Here is a 16,806-nt window from a genome sequence, read left to right as displayed (position 1 = left end):
ATTCAGGAGCATTAGTCAAATCATTTATATCTACTTCAAACACATTATGCTTGTGCATATAAGCCAACAACGTGACAAAAAACAGTTCAAAATGATTACAATCAACTAGTGGCATTTTCGTGTATGAACTTCTAATGGTTTGAGTTAACAAGCCTAATTCTTCAAAAGGACTTCGAATAACGTCTTCAGGAGTTGCATTTTCAAATCTTTTTATAGTATATGTTTGAAACAAACAATCTATATCCCTGCGCAAAGAGTTGGTTGATACTGATCTCTTGATGTTCGTTTTCACCCAATTTTCTAACGCTTCTAACACGCTTGTTTTATCAAACACATCTTCCTTATAAGAATTAAAAAACCAATACCAGGTTGTTGCAATGTCCTCATCAGTAACTAAAAAATAATGTAACAGTCCTTTAGTAAACGTTTTCTGAAGAAAAGGATCATACCTTTCAACTATTTTACCCATTTCCGTTAAATATTGTTCCGTTTTGGCTCCTCGTACATCTTTCACAACATTGGTTGCAATCATCCAATGCCGAACTGATTTAGCCATGTTTTTCCCAATGCCTAAACGTTCAAAATGGTCATCTTCGTAAAAAAAACGAGGATTTAAATTAACCTCATACATACCTTTATGCAGCCATTGAGGACGCAAATAAAAACTTTGATGTTGTCCAAATCCCATTTCTTTATCACCTAACTTCTCAATTAAAATGAATTAGCCTCAATTATGAGGCTAATTCTTTATTTTTCAAAATACTTCATTAACGCTCTATAAGCTGTGGGTTGAAGGTAAGGACTTTTCCCACGAACTGGTTCACTACCTGCCTTTAACAAGTAATCTCCTTTACCAGCTAAATGTTCTGCCCCACTAGTGTCTAATACTACGTTTGAGGCTGTACTATCTGTTACTTTTAAGCCTAGTCGAGCTAAAAGGTTGTTCTTGATCGTCGTATTAATAATCTCGGCTTTAGGTGACTGAGTACAAACAATCATATGCAAACCTGCTGCTCTTCCTTTTTGTCCAATACGAGCAATAGTATTTTCAATACGCTTAGCAAATTCTTTTTCCTGTAACATAAAATCTGCAAACTCATCAAATACAATTACAATTCGTGGTAAAGTTTCATTCTCTCTACCCTCTGATTTTAAAATCTCATTATATTCTTTTAAGTTTTTAGCATATTCTTTACTTAGTAATGTATAGCGATGTTCCATTTCTTCCACTAATTCATCTAGATAATCCGCTGCACTATTAATTTCTGTTGCCACATGTCTAGTATGCATCGTATCTGTAAATGCAGTAAATTCAACTTTTTTCGGATCAATAAAAACAAATTGAAGGTCTTTTGGCTTATAAAGACACATCATTGAGAACACAATGGAATTTAAACTTACACTCTTTCCACTTCCTGTAGAACCTGCTACAAGCATATGCGGCTCAGTTCCATTGAAATCTACTGTCATAACAGCATTTAATGGATCTAGACCAATGGGTACAACAAACTCTTCATTTAAACGAGCCTCTGACACTTGCTCACGAACTAATTTCATAAACTGGTCAAAGAAAATAGTTTCCGGCTCTGGACGATTGATGTCAATCACTATATTCTTATCAATAAATACTTTCGGTACTGAATCTACATGAAGCCATAACGCCATATCTTGAGCTTTCTTTCGAATGGATTCAAAACTTTGATTAGGAGGAATACTAGCAATAATCCTAATCACATTTGCCCCAACAATCGTCTGTTCTATCATTAGTTTAATACCATTAATATTAAACTTCGATCTCAAAATGTTTCCATATCTTTTACCGAGTTCTTCATCTTCCTTCTGTTTTTCCTGATCACTCTCAGGTCTAACAATATCTTTTAAAGCTTCTAACTCTGGATAATCACTAGAAATGAGTAGTGGCTCTACATTAGATTCATCGTCTAAGCCCTGCAGGGAATCTATCTCTTGCTTCTCCTTTTTTTCTTCCACATCACTAATAACTCCAGACGGATCTTGATCATCTAAAACAACAGAACTCGGCTCTTCTTCACTGCTTTTTCCGTACTCTTTTCCTTCTTCTCTTTCTTTAATGATATCTTGATCTAAGAGAAATTGTTCAAAAGGAGTCATTTCTTCAGTTTCAGTAATTTCACTATCTGCTGTTACTTTATTCTCCACTTTTAAAGAATTTAAAATAAATGATCGAGTAAACGTTTTTGTTATTACCTCATCGAAATCAGAATGATCTTGATAGAAACCTAGTTCAACCATCTGCTTACCATCAAATTGTACATCTTGTGAATAAATATAAGCATTAATTTCTTTTTCAAAGTGAAACTCTATATTAAACTGTGGATCATTTTTTAACTGCGATAGAATAGAAATCTCTCTTTCGCTGTATGCTCTCGTATCCATTAAATACGTGATCAACGTTTGCAAACGAAGTTCCTTATCAACAGCTGCCGAATCAAACTCAAAAAATTGCTTTAACGTTTTCTCTCCACTGATAAGTTGCTTAGCTGCATCTGCGACCTCTGATTCATATGAATTGTAGTGCACTAACTTCAATTCAATTAGCTTAAATACAATATCATATTTCTTTTCATCAGGGGAATAGCGAATCACAAGTTTAAGTAGATCTGGTCGCTTTTGGTTTTTCCTGAACCATTCCAACTCATCACAAATACTCCATAATATCACTTCATTATCCTTATGACTATTATCTTTAGCGATGGTTAAATAAATCGAAAGTAGTTCATGAACAAATTTACCTGGTCCAAGTGAACGTAAAACTGAACTACCGGATAACTCCTTTACTCGATGGATAATATCTCTTATTACACCTTCATCAATTATGTCAATCGCTAAAAGATGTTTTAAGCGATTAGATAAACGTTCATGATAATAGTAATTGTCCTCTTTATCTATATATCGCTTGACAGATTCTGACGATGAAACTAACACTTTCACTTCATCTTTTCCTTTACGATCAATGTGGTAACGAATAATATTAGCCTTATTTGTCACTTGATTAACTAGTTGCGGGTCCATGTAGCGATCATATGTTACCACCCAATTAAATTTTTCATGAACTAGATTATATAGAGCATTTCTTTCTGTAAATGTCACTTGAATTTCTCCACGCAAGATATTGGTGGTATCTTTTTGCTGAATAGCAACGCCTTGCTGAAGAATATACTGTAGGTCATAAAACTTTCGGTATAAACTTGGTTGTGTATCAGACACATAATTAATTAGTCTTGTACCTTCTTGTGAAGATCGATAACCTGTCTCATCAACTTTTTTCCAAATTTCATCCTCTAACGCACACTCTTTCATCTGAACAGGATAAAAAGATTTCGGTACATTTAAATTACTTTTTTGCCCAAAATAATCCACAAAAATAGCTATATCAAAATCCATCATTGCTTTAGATATTTTGCGTTCTAAATTCTCTTCTGAATGATGTGGTAACACGTTAATTTCCAATCTTGGTAACCCGCCGAGTAGCGGTAATGGCGTTACATACTCTTCTTTAGCACTAAGCCACTGGTTTAACTCATCATATAACACCGCAGCTTTCGCTGGACTATGAAGCGTGACATTTAACTTTTTGATCGTATGCTTTTTCAGAAGGGCCTCAATAGACTTCTTCACATAATCTAAATTTGTTACATACAAAAATAAAATATCAAGACAGTCTGAAGCATACGGATACACCTTCAAATAATCTTTAGAAATCTTCATCATTTCTTCTGCAAAGTAAGTAGCTTGATTAGAATCACTCTCTTTATACTCTTCTGTGACATAAACCCCTTGACCGTATGACTCTTCTTGTTCAAAATAATAGATATTTTGATGACCTGAAGCTAAGTAAGCTGGAGCTAGTTTATTCATTTTACTGTTTTCAAACAGTCGATATCTCTGAATATCTTCAATTGATCTTACCGGATTCATTCCATTAGAAGTATCACACAACTTTGAAATTAACTGACCGAAATGAACTAACTTGTACCCGTAAGCAACTAAACGAGCTGGATTAAATACGGAAAGAACTTTTTTATGGACACGCTTGATAGCTGCTTGCTGTTCTGTTTCTTCATATTCAACAACACCCATTTTATTAATGAGTCCACTAATTTTTCTAACTGCATTCACTTCTGTAGACATCGCTGATAAATAGTTATCAACTAAATTCGATATTTCTTTTAACCTAGATACATTCAACCCATATTCAATTAACTCTTTCAATAATTGAATATACACTTGGTTAAACTGTTGAAATTCTTCTATATGCGGGAGAAGCTTCTGATCGCCTAATTTGCTAGCAGCTTCTAGCTCTTGCAATTCTTCTTCAAAAAAGTGCGCGTTTCTTTTCGACCCTTCAACCGTAACAAAGCCTAACTTATTATTTTCTAATATTTCATAGTAGAAATCAAAAAAAGTATTCTTGTCCATTTCCATAGCTAAAGTATCTACATGAAATAAAGTAGAATCTATTTTCTTTTCATTCTGTAGCAACGCTATTTCAAATGAAAAAGTGTCTTTCAACTCAACACTAGCGTCACTATCTTGTTCTTTAATTTTCTCAATAATGATATTGTTAGATAAAAGCGAAATAGCTTGTAAATGGAAATTCAAAAAATCTACATATTTTGTCGGTACAGCTTCTTTTGAAGATTTACGAACAACAAAAGAAAGATTCCCTTCGTAATCTTCTTCCTCTACTTTTTCTAGCATGACAAGAATCTCAGCAAACACTCCATCTAAAAAAGATACATAATTAGAGGGATTCTCTAGTTTATTTTCAATGTTAATAATAGACCTTGCTATTCCTTCACGATCTATTTGATCTCCAAATTCTTCTCTAAATTCACGTATCTTCTCTAAACTATTTTTATCAATAACCGCTTCAATTCCAGCATCAAGTTCTTCTTCTACTCTCATTTTTTCATTTGCTAATTGTTCAGATTCTTCTTTTGAACTAGCATTGGAAATTTTCTCATTAAAGTCTACTAATACCTGCTCTCTCATATTCATTAATCGGTCTTTGAACGGTATCGACAACTTAAATGCAAATAATTTCTCTGCAATAGAAAATGGAATTGCTAGCAGATCCGTATTTTTTCTATGAACAAATTCAGCGGCTTTTTTAAGCAACTCTGTCTCGTCTCGTCCGAAAATATCCCAAACCTCATGATTATATCCTGTATCCTGTTCATGTTGAACAAACCTATCTACACTCTGTAAAAGTTTTTCAGGATCAAGATAATGGACATTACTTTTCCGTAAATGACTTAAAAGATAGTTTTTTTGCAATGATTTTCTTAAAATCCCTTTATTATCTGTACGTATCGACTCATCTTTAAACATTTTTAATTGGTCTAAATTTCTTCCAATACGTTCTGAAATCATTAAGGTTGTATCAGATTGAATGACACACTTTAAGAAATTTAAAATTAGCGATAACTGTGAGTCAGTAATCGTTTGGTAAACATCTAAAAACCTTCTAAGCTCATTAATTTCTGAGACGGATAATAAATCTTGTTGAGTCATCATTTCAGCTAATGCCTCAAAGCCTTTAGGTGCTAAAAGTTGTGCCTCATCTATTGAAATAATATCTTTTAAACTTTGAGATTCTGGGGTTTTCTTATTTAATAACAATATTAAAGCTTGTCCTGGCTTGATAAAGTTACGCAACCACACACTCGTTTCGTAATCACGGCATGAAAACTGCTCAAACCCTTCAATTGGGCTAACCGTTTTAATAACAGGCTCGTATGTTACAGATAACGATTCCTTGCATGAGTTAATAATCTTCAAAATTGCCGGTGCATATTCATAACTAATATTGTCAACTTTCAACAAAACTTTATCTGCATTTCTTTTCTTATTTTCATCTAAATATTGCTTAATGTATTCAGTAATCCAATGTCCAAGAAGAAATTGTTTATCTATTAATGTTGTGGAGTCCATATTTACTCTCCCCTTTGTTAATATATGGATTTCGAATAAGCGCTGTCGCATCCGAATATTCTTGCAACAATCCATTTTGTTTCAACTTTTGCCTTAGCTTATTTTCATTGTGTTGAAAGTAACGTAAGTTTACTCCTTCACGTTCATATAACCCTGACTTTTTAGCCTCTTCTGTGCCGATGACAATTTTATACTTATCATAAAGAACACTCATAAAATCATGAAAGTCCATTTTTTCTACTTTTCCTAAAGTGGCATATACAAGCGTACATAGAAAGTTATCTGTCATTATATATCTTCCTCGAACACCAGGTCCCATTGTGACAAATCCACCATCACGAGCAACCGTACGAACAATTGGTAATTGTTTTTTATTTAATTCATCCTGTGAGAATTCAATAATTTTATGCTCTAATAGTTTGACAGCCTGCTCCTCATTGCTATTTTTAAGAGCCTTGATAAGTGCGTTCTTCTTCGTTGCATGTGCAGCACCGAACTCAATGTCATTTAAGAACGCGCTGTATTTATCAACATCCTTCGTTTCAGTTGATTGCTCAGCTGCTTCTTTCCAATGCCTTAGTTTAGATATTTCCTCTCCTAGTGGCAGCAACGTCTTTAAATTTTCTTTTGTAAAACTGTCAAAACTGTCACGTACAGATGTTTCGTGCCTACGATAAGAGTCCTGTGCTAGTCGTTTAACTTGAGGATCTTGTCCATCAAGACAATCAATAAAATAAAAATTACTTTCTTTAGTCACTCTCTCTGATTGATAAATCATATATCGATGCAACTGAAAACAAATAAGAGAAGTCATTAAACCAAACATTTCATATAAGTCAATATTTAACTCAAGCAATGCTCTTAATTCTTCTGCCATGTGTTTAAATAACTCTAAATCCATATCAGGAAGTTTTGGATATTCTCGATTTTCGTAATTTGAAATGATTCCATCTAAAGAAGGATCTTTAATTAAAGTTGCAGGATTCTTGGGATTATTTAAATCTATTTCATAATCATCTTCGAGTTGAGAACTAATTCGTTCTACTACTCCGGTAACACTTTTGTTCTGACGCATCATATTTTTCAACTTCATTTCAATTGCTTCACGAAGTTTAGGAGAGTGCTCCGTGCCATAAGTAAGCATTAAGAAGTATAACTCCCCACCTCTAGCAAAAAAGTTACGTTCAAAAGCTGTCTTATTTGTTTTTTTATTTGCTCTTAATTCAAAAAATAAAAGAGACTCATGTAAAGGGAATAACATAGTCGCATACCAAGAACGATCTAGTAATTTTCCGGTAGGCGTTGTCATTTGAATACTTAAATTTTTAAAAAACATTTGTAAATCTTCTAGCTCACTATGATCGATGCCAAGAGCATGAAGTAATTCCTGTTTTTTATGCTCATCAAAGGATACAAATGAAGCCGATCCATCTTTGCTTCTAGCACCTTCTTTAGAGCCTTCAAAAACGAATGAGCGAAATTGCTCCATTCTCTTTCTTTCATAAAATTTATGTCCTAATTGATAGTCGGTTCCTGCCATTACATTCAAAAATTCGAGAGTATACTCTGGACCGCGCTGCCCTTCCCGAAAACGATGCCCCCAAATTTTTTCAGACATTTGACTAGAAAATTGAGATTTACTTTTTGTCTCCATCAAAATAACACCCCTTAATCGAAATCTTCTTCTTCGTCTTCAGGACTAGAGTCCCCTAGATCAGTTTGAATTTGAATTTCTTTTAATTCAAAGGCTCCTAGGTTACTGTTAAACTTTAATATTCTCAATATCGAACTTTCTTCCGTTTTATTTGCAATTAGTTGGTTTCGGAAATTATTTAGGAGAATTTCCACATCCTCTTTTAACACATTGAACATTCCACCGTTAGCAAGGCGTAGTAAATATTCAAATGTAATTAAATTAATGTTCAGTTGAATCGCACCGATTTTCATAATAAAATAAGAGTTTTTACGATCGTATTCTTCTAAGCTTTTTGGAACTATAAATGTAATATCTGAGAAGTTAATGATCTCGTGAACATACAAGTTTTCAGAAGTTACATATAAAGCATGAGAAGCAGAATAAACCATTCTTTTTGAAAAGTATGTATTTAACCCACTAATCAAGTCTCGTTTTGTATCAAGATCTAGCTCATCAGATGATTTTAATATGTCTAAAAATTTCTTACGATATCGGTAAGGTACTAAATTTTCAATTACTTGCGGCTTACTGAACTCAAAATAATATTTCCTTCTCAAACGAGGCAACCATTTTTCAGTTAGCTTTTTTCCTTCATCTTCATCAGAACGATGATTCAAACGATATTTTTTCAATTCCTCATAGTAATAACCATATTCTGTATCAATATGTTTTCCGAATAAATCTTGGTGAAGAATACTTTCTTCCGCAGATGATAAATCACCATTTAAGATAAAATCATCAATAACAGAATCAGACACATACCCTGGGTCAAAAGCTCTCATTTCTTGTATACCAGAAATTTCTTCGAAAATTTCATTCGGCAAATTATGCCCAAAAAAGTTTTCATAATAGGCTTTTTTGGATTGTTCTTGCAACTCGTGAGAATCTGCTCGATGAACATCTACGCAATGCAATCCACCTGTATGTGTATAAGCAAGTTGAATCAGTAATTCACGCATAGTCATATGACCATGATTGCCATCAAGAGAACGATAAATCCGGTTTAGCCTTACACCTGTTCGTTTCTCTACTAAAGATTTGTGATTATGATAAATAATGCACTGGTTTTGTTTAAGACAATTAGAACACATTTCCCAATTCTCTCCTCTATTCCATTCCTTTACAATTTTCTGCGCATAAATAGAGGAAGAGCTATGCAATAAATTAAAAACTTGCAAATTATTATTATTTACATTAATACTCATTGGTGAAAACTGTGGAATGATTTCATCATGTAACAAGCTAAGTTCGCTATATTTGGTTAAAAAATAAGTTAGTTTACCTTCATTTGCGGCAATTAAATAATGAGTATTAGGTTGCTCACTCTGAAGAAGCTTCTGCAATTTTAAAAGTTCATCTAGAATTACTTCATCTCTTAATTCCGATAAATCCTTAATTATACGTATCTTGTAATCTTTATACTCAAACTCTTCCATACCATTTGACGGCCATCCCTTGAATTCAGAAGAAGCCAATTCATCGTATACATTTCGACAAATTCTTGTTTTTCCATCTCCAGCATTTCCAGTAATAATGATAGACTTAGGTGCATCTCGGAGTATACTTATAATTTTTTCATTTATATTTGTGCCAATGTTATATTCTACCGTCGTTGTATGTTCATCAAATATCTTTGAATAGTCAGCAGTAGTCAAGTCGTACTGTTGCATGAACGTAACAAATGGATTTATCTGTTTTTCCATCTCTTTCACTCCTCACTAACTTACAATGTCATAAATTCAGTTCAATTATTTTCTGGTTTCCTCAGTATTAATTTCCGATATTATATATACATTACTCTTTGATCAAAAACTACAAACCAGTTTATTATAAGTAGGCATAAGAGCGACTCCTTTTCCAAATAGTATTTTCTAATATTTTACCAGAAAAGGTAGTTAAAAAAATAGATACCCACTGACCTTTATTGGATATTTTCGTTCATTTTCCACTCATTTTATGTATCGACAAATTTTGTGAAATCTCAAGGAAATGACAGGACTTTCACACTAGTAAATCCCTTGTAATTAGGTTACCATTGTAACTAAGTATGGTTTTTTTGGAATTATTATGTAGTTTTTTATAATGAGGTTGGGAGGTCTTTAGGTGAAAGTGGGAATTCGGACGAAGCTGTTTGGTGCTTTCGTTGTGATGCTGGGCTTTTTGGTTGTGCTTGGCGGCATTAGTATTGCTCATATCGTCAAGACGAACCAGATGCTTTCAGACATTAAGAAGAATGAAGAAATTATGGTCGGTTATAATGATATCGCCTTTCATACGGTTCGATCGAATGCGGCGATTCGTGGATATATGAATTATAAGAAGGATTTTATGAAGGAGAATCATTTTTTGATTCGCAAGGAGGTTCATGCTTCCATTGATCGGTTGAAAGAATTAGGTGTGACGAATGCCGAGTTTGTACAGTTTGAAAAGGACTTCGTGGCGTGGGAGCAGGCGATTGATGAGCAGGTGATGCCGTTAATTGATGCGAATAAATTGCCTGAGGCGTTGAAGGTGTCGGCGCCGATTTTGGGAGAGGGTTCGCAAAAGCTAGTCGTTTTTTCAAAGGATAATGCAAAAAAGATTGATAAGCAAATTGTAAGTGAAATCGAGCAGATGAATGCGAGTGGTAATTTCATTTTTATTTTGACAACTATTGTTGTTGTCAGTCTGATTGTCGGTGCGGTTCTTGCGTTTGTGTTTGGAAATAGTGTGTCGAGAGCGATTCAGCAGATCATTTCGCAAGTGAAGCAATTTGCCTCTGGGGATTTCACTGTGACGTTTAATACGAAGCTTCGGGATGAGTTTGGGCTACTTGCTTCTTCGATGAATGAGATGACGAGTACGCTTGGGAATACGCTGAATCAAATTAGCTCATCAGCGGAGCAAGTAGCGGCGACCGCCGAGCAGCTGACGGCGAGCAGTCAAGAAGTGAGTAAGGCAACCGTGGATATCGGGGGCGCGATTCAAAATATCTCTTCAGGGATCGAGAAGCAAAAGATGAATTGTAATATTAAGTGCAACACCTGTAAGTCAAAATAAAAGAAGCCCATAACGTCCTCGTGTAAAATGTTAGTTACCACACAAGCATCAGAGGAGGAATCGTTATGAGCTATACTCATCTTACCATATCTGAACGTTCGAAAATAGAAACTTATCTTGAATTAGGCTACTCGATTCGCGCCATTGCCAAACAGATTCATCGCAGTCCTTCTAGCATTTCAAGAGAGTTACGTCGCCATCAAAATTGTTCGATAGAGGAAGCCCAAACACGCTACCAATCAAATAAATCGAAATGTGGCGCTAAGTTAAAGTTAACAGCCGAATTAAAAGAGGTTGTTCAAGAAAAGTTGGGTGAGACTTGGTCACCCGAACAAATTGTCGGTCGCTTATATCAAGGAGAGCTTAGTTTTAAAAGCATTTACCGTTGGATTTATAACGGCTTATTAGAGGTACCTTTAACCATACTTCGTCAAAAGGGAAAACGTCAAAAGCCCCGTGAAACAAGAGGTCGTTTTAATATTGGCACACCTATTTCAAAACGACCTAAAGACGTCCGTAAACGAGAGACGTTCGGTCATTGGGAACTCGATACGGTTGTCTCGGGACGTGGACAAGCGAAAGGTTGTGTCGCCACTTTCATCGAGCGCAAAACACGTTGGTATTTCGGCGTATTAATCTCAGACCGTTCCGCTGCTTCAATGGAAACCGCTGTGAAGCTTTTACACCAGCAATTACCTCCAGGCGCTATTCAAACAGCAACAACGGATCGTGGGAAAGAATTCAGCTGTTATAACGTGCTCGAGCAGGAGTTAAACATCAAAGTGTACTTTGCGGATGCCTACTCATCTTGGCAACGTGGCAGTAATGAAAACAGCAATGGTCTTTTACGTGAGTTCTTCCCAAAGAAAACTAATTTTGACCACGTAACAGAACAAGAGATGGAGCAAGCGCTTCAACTCATCAATAATCGGCCAAGAAAATGTCTTGACTGGAAAACTGCACACGAGGCGTTTGAGGAAGAACTGTTGCACTTAATTTGACAAAGTATCCCATAAAAAAAACTTTAAGTAGAAAGTACAGATTTTACTCCTGTCAGTCTACTTAAAGTGGGTCATATCAATGACCTAAGCGCTTTTTTTATGTCTTTTTCATCAATCCATCAAGTAAATGCTTCGATTAGAAAATATAATATAAATATTTGAACTACTCTTTTGTTCTTCTAACCCAAAAACTAAAAATATCATTCCTTAAATAGTCTAGTGAATACATCACCTGTTGATTTTTTTCATTAAAATTGAGGTGTTTAAGTAATAAAACGGTGGTGTCTGGTGTACACATCAACTTTTGTGCATTTTCATCGGAAGATAACGGCACAAGAATTTCTGTATCAGCATGTAAGATCGAAACCCCACACTCCATCTGCAAAAACCGGAATAAAGAGCCCGAAAATTGCTTGTTCTCAAACACATCGCCTACAATCGCCTTGGGTAGTACATTAATAGAAAAGGCCACTGGCTCATTATCTGCCGTCCTTACACGTTTTAAGAGATATACAGGATCGCCCTCATGAATACCTAACTTCTCTGCCCACTCTTTCCGACAACTTTCTAAACTAATACTTTCCTTACGTTCTCCCTCTATTAACCCTGCTAACTTAATTAAACTACCGATACTTTGCAATTTCTCCAAACTACTTGGAATACTTGGAGGAGGTTTAATCACAAAAGTTCCAACTCCATGCTTTACTAACAGTTTTCTTTCTTGCTCTAGAAGTTTAACAGCTGAGCGAAACGTATCTCTGCTGACACCGAAAAATTTAGCCATATTATATTCAGAAGGAAGCTTTTCTCCTATTTTCAGTTGCCCATCTGTTATCATCTTTTCAAGGTCTGCTTTAATATTTAAGTAACTAGACATTTCTAATACACTCCTAATATAAACACCATTACCTTTTCCTAAAAATAAGAATCTCAAGATAAGTATAATCACTGTTGGGTGTCAAAGTAAATCCTTTATTTGACATCACCTTTATTATTTTGCCTCCCATTTACTTTCTTTCATATTTGTATATATGTATACAGCCGCTGAAATCGAGCAGATAATAAAAATGATGAAAGATAAAGCTGCTGCTCTTTCATAAGCCATATAGCTATTGAATTGATCGAATAAAACAATCCCTAACATTTTTGGAGCAACTCCACCTACTAGATACGGAGTTGTAAAGGCTCCTATATTACTCATAAATATAAAAGTCACTGCAATGAGAGCATCTTTATATGACAGTGGTAAAATAATTTTTCTGAAAATCGTAAGTTTACTTGCACCTATATCTTTCGCACTTTCAATGATCGATTCTTTAACTCCAGATAAAGCTGCCGTAATGATCAAAGTCGCAAAAGGAATATTAAACCATAAGTTTAACAATAAAATACTTTTGTAGCTATGCAATACACCAATTTTTATATCTAATCCAAAAATCTGACTTACTCTATTAATGACACCTGCATCATTAATAATTAAAATCACTGCATAAACGGCTACCATCCCTGGCACAAATCGAGGCAGTAAATTTAAAGTATAGATCCATCTACTTAATTTTGATTTACTAAAGCGTAAATAAATCGAAAATGGATAGGCGACAAGTAAGGTCATTATGACCGTTGCAATCGAGATAAGAATGGTATATTCAATATTATCTAGTTGGAGTGGATCAGTGAAAAAATACTTGTAATTATCTAATGTAAAACCCCCAGTATCCGGATGTTGGAAGCTTCTAATAACAGAGTTGATAATCGGATATACAACAAAAAGAATGACTATAGCAAAAGACGGAAAAACGAGAAGATAAGGCGTAAGTTTTTTCATAAATTCTTTTGACATTTTATCTTCCTTTCAAAAAGTACTATTGTTATTTTTGCTCATATTAAAATTGAGCCACTCCATTTCTAGTTAGAGCACCTTCTTGAAATGGAGTGAGAATTTTTCCTCCTCAAAACAACCAGTTGTGCCGCCTTTCGATCTAAATCGCGCCTTTAAAGGCGCGATGTCGAGATATTACAGATTTACTAGTTGTAAAATTAAAGTTGGCTCGTAAAGATATAATTAGAATGGCTCCAACTCCAATGATCAAACCCATACTATTTTAAAGTCGCAATCTCCTCGTCCCATTTTTTCAAAAAATCAGCTAATAATACACCTAAGCTTGAAGTTCTAAATTCACTTACATCAAATTCTGAAAGCATCTCTGTATTATCAGATTTAAGTTTATCGGTATCAATTACCGGAAAAGCACCCATCTCATCAAGTAAGATTGTTTGAGCTTCTTCAGAAATCATGAAATCCATCACAGCATAAGCACCTTCAGAATTTCCACCTATTTTTGGAATGGCTAATGTTGCTAAGTTTCCAGTGAGTGCCGGATCAATTTGAACCATTTCAATGGATTCTGGTAATATACCCATTTTTTTCTGATTTACAATTTGGTCTACCCATACAGGTGCCATATCAATTTCTTGATTAGCTAAAAGATCTAAAGTTCCTTGGTTTTTATGTGGGTAAACTGTTTTTCCACCTGATTGATACAAATATGGATGTAATTCAGTGAGTAAATCAAATCCAGGTTGCCATTCTTCCTTCCATTTTGCATCTGAAGATGTTAAGGCTTCTTTAGGTAAATCATTATAAATGGCAGTTGCGGCAAAAGAGAATCCTGCTCCACCTGTTCCTGGTGTGTTATAAGCAAATCTACCTTTATTATCTTTAATCCATTGGTATAATTCTTCGGTTGTTTTTGGAGGAGTTGAAACTTTATCAGAGTTATAAGCTAATACTACCGTTGTCCCTCTATACGGTAAAAGTACATCTTTTCCAGTAGAGGTTTCCGCGATAACATCTTTAGAATTAGAAATCTTACTTTTATCGATTGTTTCAAAAAAATCTTCTCCACCTTCATAGTAATAAGCAGCTAATTCAGCGTCAGCAACTTCAATAAGGTCGTAGTTTGTATCTGTTTTTCCAGATTTTGCAGCTGCAATAGTTCTATCTCTCAAACTTTGAGCACCTGATCCAGATGAGATAAATTCAACATTCATCTTATATTTATCTCCATACTCACTACTATTAAAAGCATCAGCAAGCATTTCATACGTATTTTTTACGTTCTCTGAACCAGATGACCAAACAGTGACGGTCTCTTTTTCTTCACTTGCCTTTTCAGAATTTGTACCACAACCAACTAATAATGCACCAGTCAATGAAAAAACTCCCAATGTTTTAATAAACTTTCTCATGTTTACACTCCTCTTGTATAAGTTTGATATTGTCCTATATTAAAAGAGACACGCATCCCCTCTTTTAAAACATTAGATCCTACCCTTGGTACAAAAGCTTTAATATCTTGCCCTTCATATTCAATATGAACAGATACAAAATGACCAAGAATCATCACACTACTTACAGTTCCTTTGTAATCCCCAGTTCCATTTGTACAGACTTTAATATCTTCTGGTCTAACGGCTAATTGAGACTCATCTTGATCAATAAAGTTCATTTCTCCAATAAATGAAGCAACATATTTAGAGTTTGGCTTATCATAAATTTCAATAGGCGTTCCAATTTGAGCAATTTTCCCTTTATCCATTACAACTATTCTATGGGATAGAGACATTGCCTCTTCTTGATCGTGCGTAACAAACACTACTGTAATATTTAATTCTGATTGAATTCTTTTTAATTCTTCTCTCATCTGCATTCGAATTTTTGCATCTAATGCAGAAAACGGTTCATCTAGTAACAACACAGATGGCTTAAGTAGTAATGATCTTGCTATAGCAATTCTTTGTTGTTGTCCACCTGATAATTGATTAGGATATTTCTTCTCTGCCCCTCCCATTTTTACCATTTCTAGAATTTTAGTAATTTCAGTTTTTATTTGGGATTTCGGAATTTTCCTCAACTTCATACCCCAAGCAAGGTTTTCATAAACTGTCATATGTGGCCATAGATTATAGCTCTGAAACACCATTGCAGTTGGTCTTTTTTCAGGTACTAAGTGAGAAACATCTTGACTATCGATGATAACTTTCCCTTCATCTATATCATTAAATCCACCGAGTATTCTTAAGATAGTTGTTTTTCCACAACCAGATGGACCAAGTAATGTAAGGATTTCACCCTCGTAGATGTCCAGGTTAATGTTTTCTATCCCATCTCCATTAGCATATTTTTTCGTCAAACCTTCAATCTGTACTTTTAGTGGCATAGTAGACATCTTAACGCTCCCATTCTTTTATTATTTAACTTTTATCCCACCAGAAATTGAATTCGGGTTGATATATTTTTTAAATATAAAAATAACTAAGATCGCAGGGATAATTAAAATCAAAGCAAATACTGCTCCTGCTGTAGCAGGATAATCATTAATAACTCCGTACATCTCTGTAGCCATTGTATTAATCTGCGGGAACCCTATTAACATCGTTCCTTCAGCTTCTTCTAGTGACCCTAAAAAAGTAAAGATAGATGCAACTGCTATGCCTGGCATTGCCATTGGCAATGTTACTTTCATAAAAGTTTGAAATGGAGTTGCTCCTACATCCCTGGCTGCTTCTTCTTGTTGAGAATGAATATTTCTAAATGCTCCCATCGGTAGCCATACCATAAACATTAACGTATTAATAATATGCACGATGATAACTCCTGTAAAAGTTCCTATTAAATTAAACTTGTAAAAGAGAATCCCCATGGATACGTAAAGTCCCATTTTTGGGAAAGCATTAGATAATAGATAAGAAAACATAATGATTTTTCTACCTTTAAACTGATATCTAGATAACGCATATGCTGCCGGTATACAAACAAGTAATGAAACAACTGTTGTAACTACAGCAATCAGGAAAGAATTTACTATTGAAGACATCAATGAATCTTTAGATAAAATAAACTCCCACCATCGAAACCCAAACTCTTGTGGAATAACAGCAGGCACTTGATAAACATTTGCAAATGCAAGCATAAATGTATTAAGTATAGGGCTATAGAAAAAGAGTAGAAATATAGAAAATATAGAGAATTCAAGGAATTTCCTTCTTCCTAAAGCATGATAGAGCCTCTTAGGGTTCAAATATTTCATTGTG

General features: G+C 34.7%; 11 protein-coding genes. 2 read left to right on the top strand and 9 right to left on the bottom strand.

The genetic code is table 11. The features are described from left to right. The 4 genes from CEF22_RS04135 to CEF22_RS04120 form a co-directional block, all read right to left on the bottom strand. Window positions 1-688: DUF4007 family protein (locus CEF22_RS04135; RefSeq protein ID WP_198508020.1), on the bottom strand; the 688-nt coding region annotated here is incomplete at its 3' end. A 59-nt stretch (window positions 689-747) separates the two neighbouring features. After that, window positions 748-5,976 carry an FtsK/SpoIIIE domain-containing protein gene (locus tag CEF22_RS04130; protein WP_157843162.1) on the bottom strand — a complete coding sequence of 1,743 codons (5,229 nt, stop codon included), beginning with the start codon at window positions 5,974-5,976 and terminating at the stop codon, window positions 748-750. After that, window positions 5,951-7,630: a hypothetical protein gene (locus CEF22_RS04125; protein ID WP_100401883.1), complete on the bottom strand. Its 1,680-nt coding sequence runs from the start codon at window positions 7,628-7,630 to the stop codon at window positions 5,951-5,953. The genes CEF22_RS04130 and CEF22_RS04125 overlap by 26 nt, the downstream gene beginning before the upstream one ends. A 14-nt stretch (window positions 7,631-7,644) precedes the next feature. Continuing rightward, the gene (locus CEF22_RS04120) at window positions 7,645-9,375 is read right to left on the bottom strand and encodes a hypothetical protein (protein ID WP_100401882.1); all 1,731 of its coding nucleotides are present in this window, start codon (window positions 9,373-9,375) and stop codon (window positions 7,645-7,647) included. 400 nt (window positions 9,376-9,775) lie between these two features. Here CEF22_RS04120 and CEF22_RS04115 point away from each other — a divergent pair, with 400 nt between their 5' ends. Then, window positions 9,776-10,711, top strand: a complete 936-nt coding sequence (locus CEF22_RS04115; protein WP_100401881.1) for a HAMP domain-containing protein — start codon at window positions 9,776-9,778, stop codon at window positions 10,709-10,711. 65 nt (window positions 10,712-10,776) lie between these two features. Beyond that, complete coding sequence (locus CEF22_RS04110) at window positions 10,777-11,712, top strand: IS30 family transposase (RefSeq protein ID WP_100401880.1); 936 nt, start codon at window positions 10,777-10,779, stop codon at window positions 11,710-11,712. 163 nt (window positions 11,713-11,875) lie between these two features. Here the strand turns inward: CEF22_RS04110 and CEF22_RS04105 are convergent, their stop codons facing one another. From CEF22_RS04105 to CEF22_RS04085, 5 genes are all read right to left on the bottom strand, one after another. Beyond that, a complete protein-coding gene (locus tag CEF22_RS04105) occupies window positions 11,876-12,589 on the bottom strand; it encodes a GntR family transcriptional regulator (RefSeq protein ID WP_100401879.1) in 714 nt (237 codons plus the stop codon). A gap of 114 nt (window positions 12,590-12,703) precedes the next feature. Beyond that, on the bottom strand, window positions 12,704-13,552 hold the full coding sequence (locus CEF22_RS04100) for an ABC transporter permease (protein WP_100401878.1): 849 nt from the start codon (window positions 13,550-13,552) through the stop codon (window positions 12,704-12,706). Between the two features lie 257 nt (window positions 13,553-13,809). Beyond that, a complete protein-coding gene (locus CEF22_RS04095) occupies window positions 13,810-14,961 on the bottom strand; it encodes an extracellular solute-binding protein (protein WP_100401877.1) in 1,152 nt (383 codons plus the stop codon). Window positions 14,962-14,963: 2 nt separating this feature from the next. Next, window positions 14,964-15,941 carry an ABC transporter ATP-binding protein gene (locus CEF22_RS04090; RefSeq protein WP_232726062.1) on the bottom strand — a complete coding sequence of 326 codons (978 nt, stop codon included), beginning with the start codon at window positions 15,939-15,941 and terminating at the stop codon, window positions 14,964-14,966. Between the two features lie 21 nt (window positions 15,942-15,962). Then, window positions 15,963-16,802: an ABC transporter permease gene (locus tag CEF22_RS04085; protein ID WP_100401876.1), complete on the bottom strand. Its 840-nt coding sequence runs from the start codon at window positions 16,800-16,802 to the stop codon at window positions 15,963-15,965. Window positions 16,803-16,806: the final 4 nt, after the last annotated feature.

The organism is Bacillus sp. FJAT-42315, assembly GCF_002797375.1.
Taxonomy (GTDB): domain Bacteria; phylum Bacillota; class Bacilli; order Bacillales; family Domibacillaceae; genus Bacillus_CE.
The sequence above is the reverse complement of the archived record's forward strand: the minus strand, read 5'-3'. Positions and strand labels throughout refer to the sequence as shown.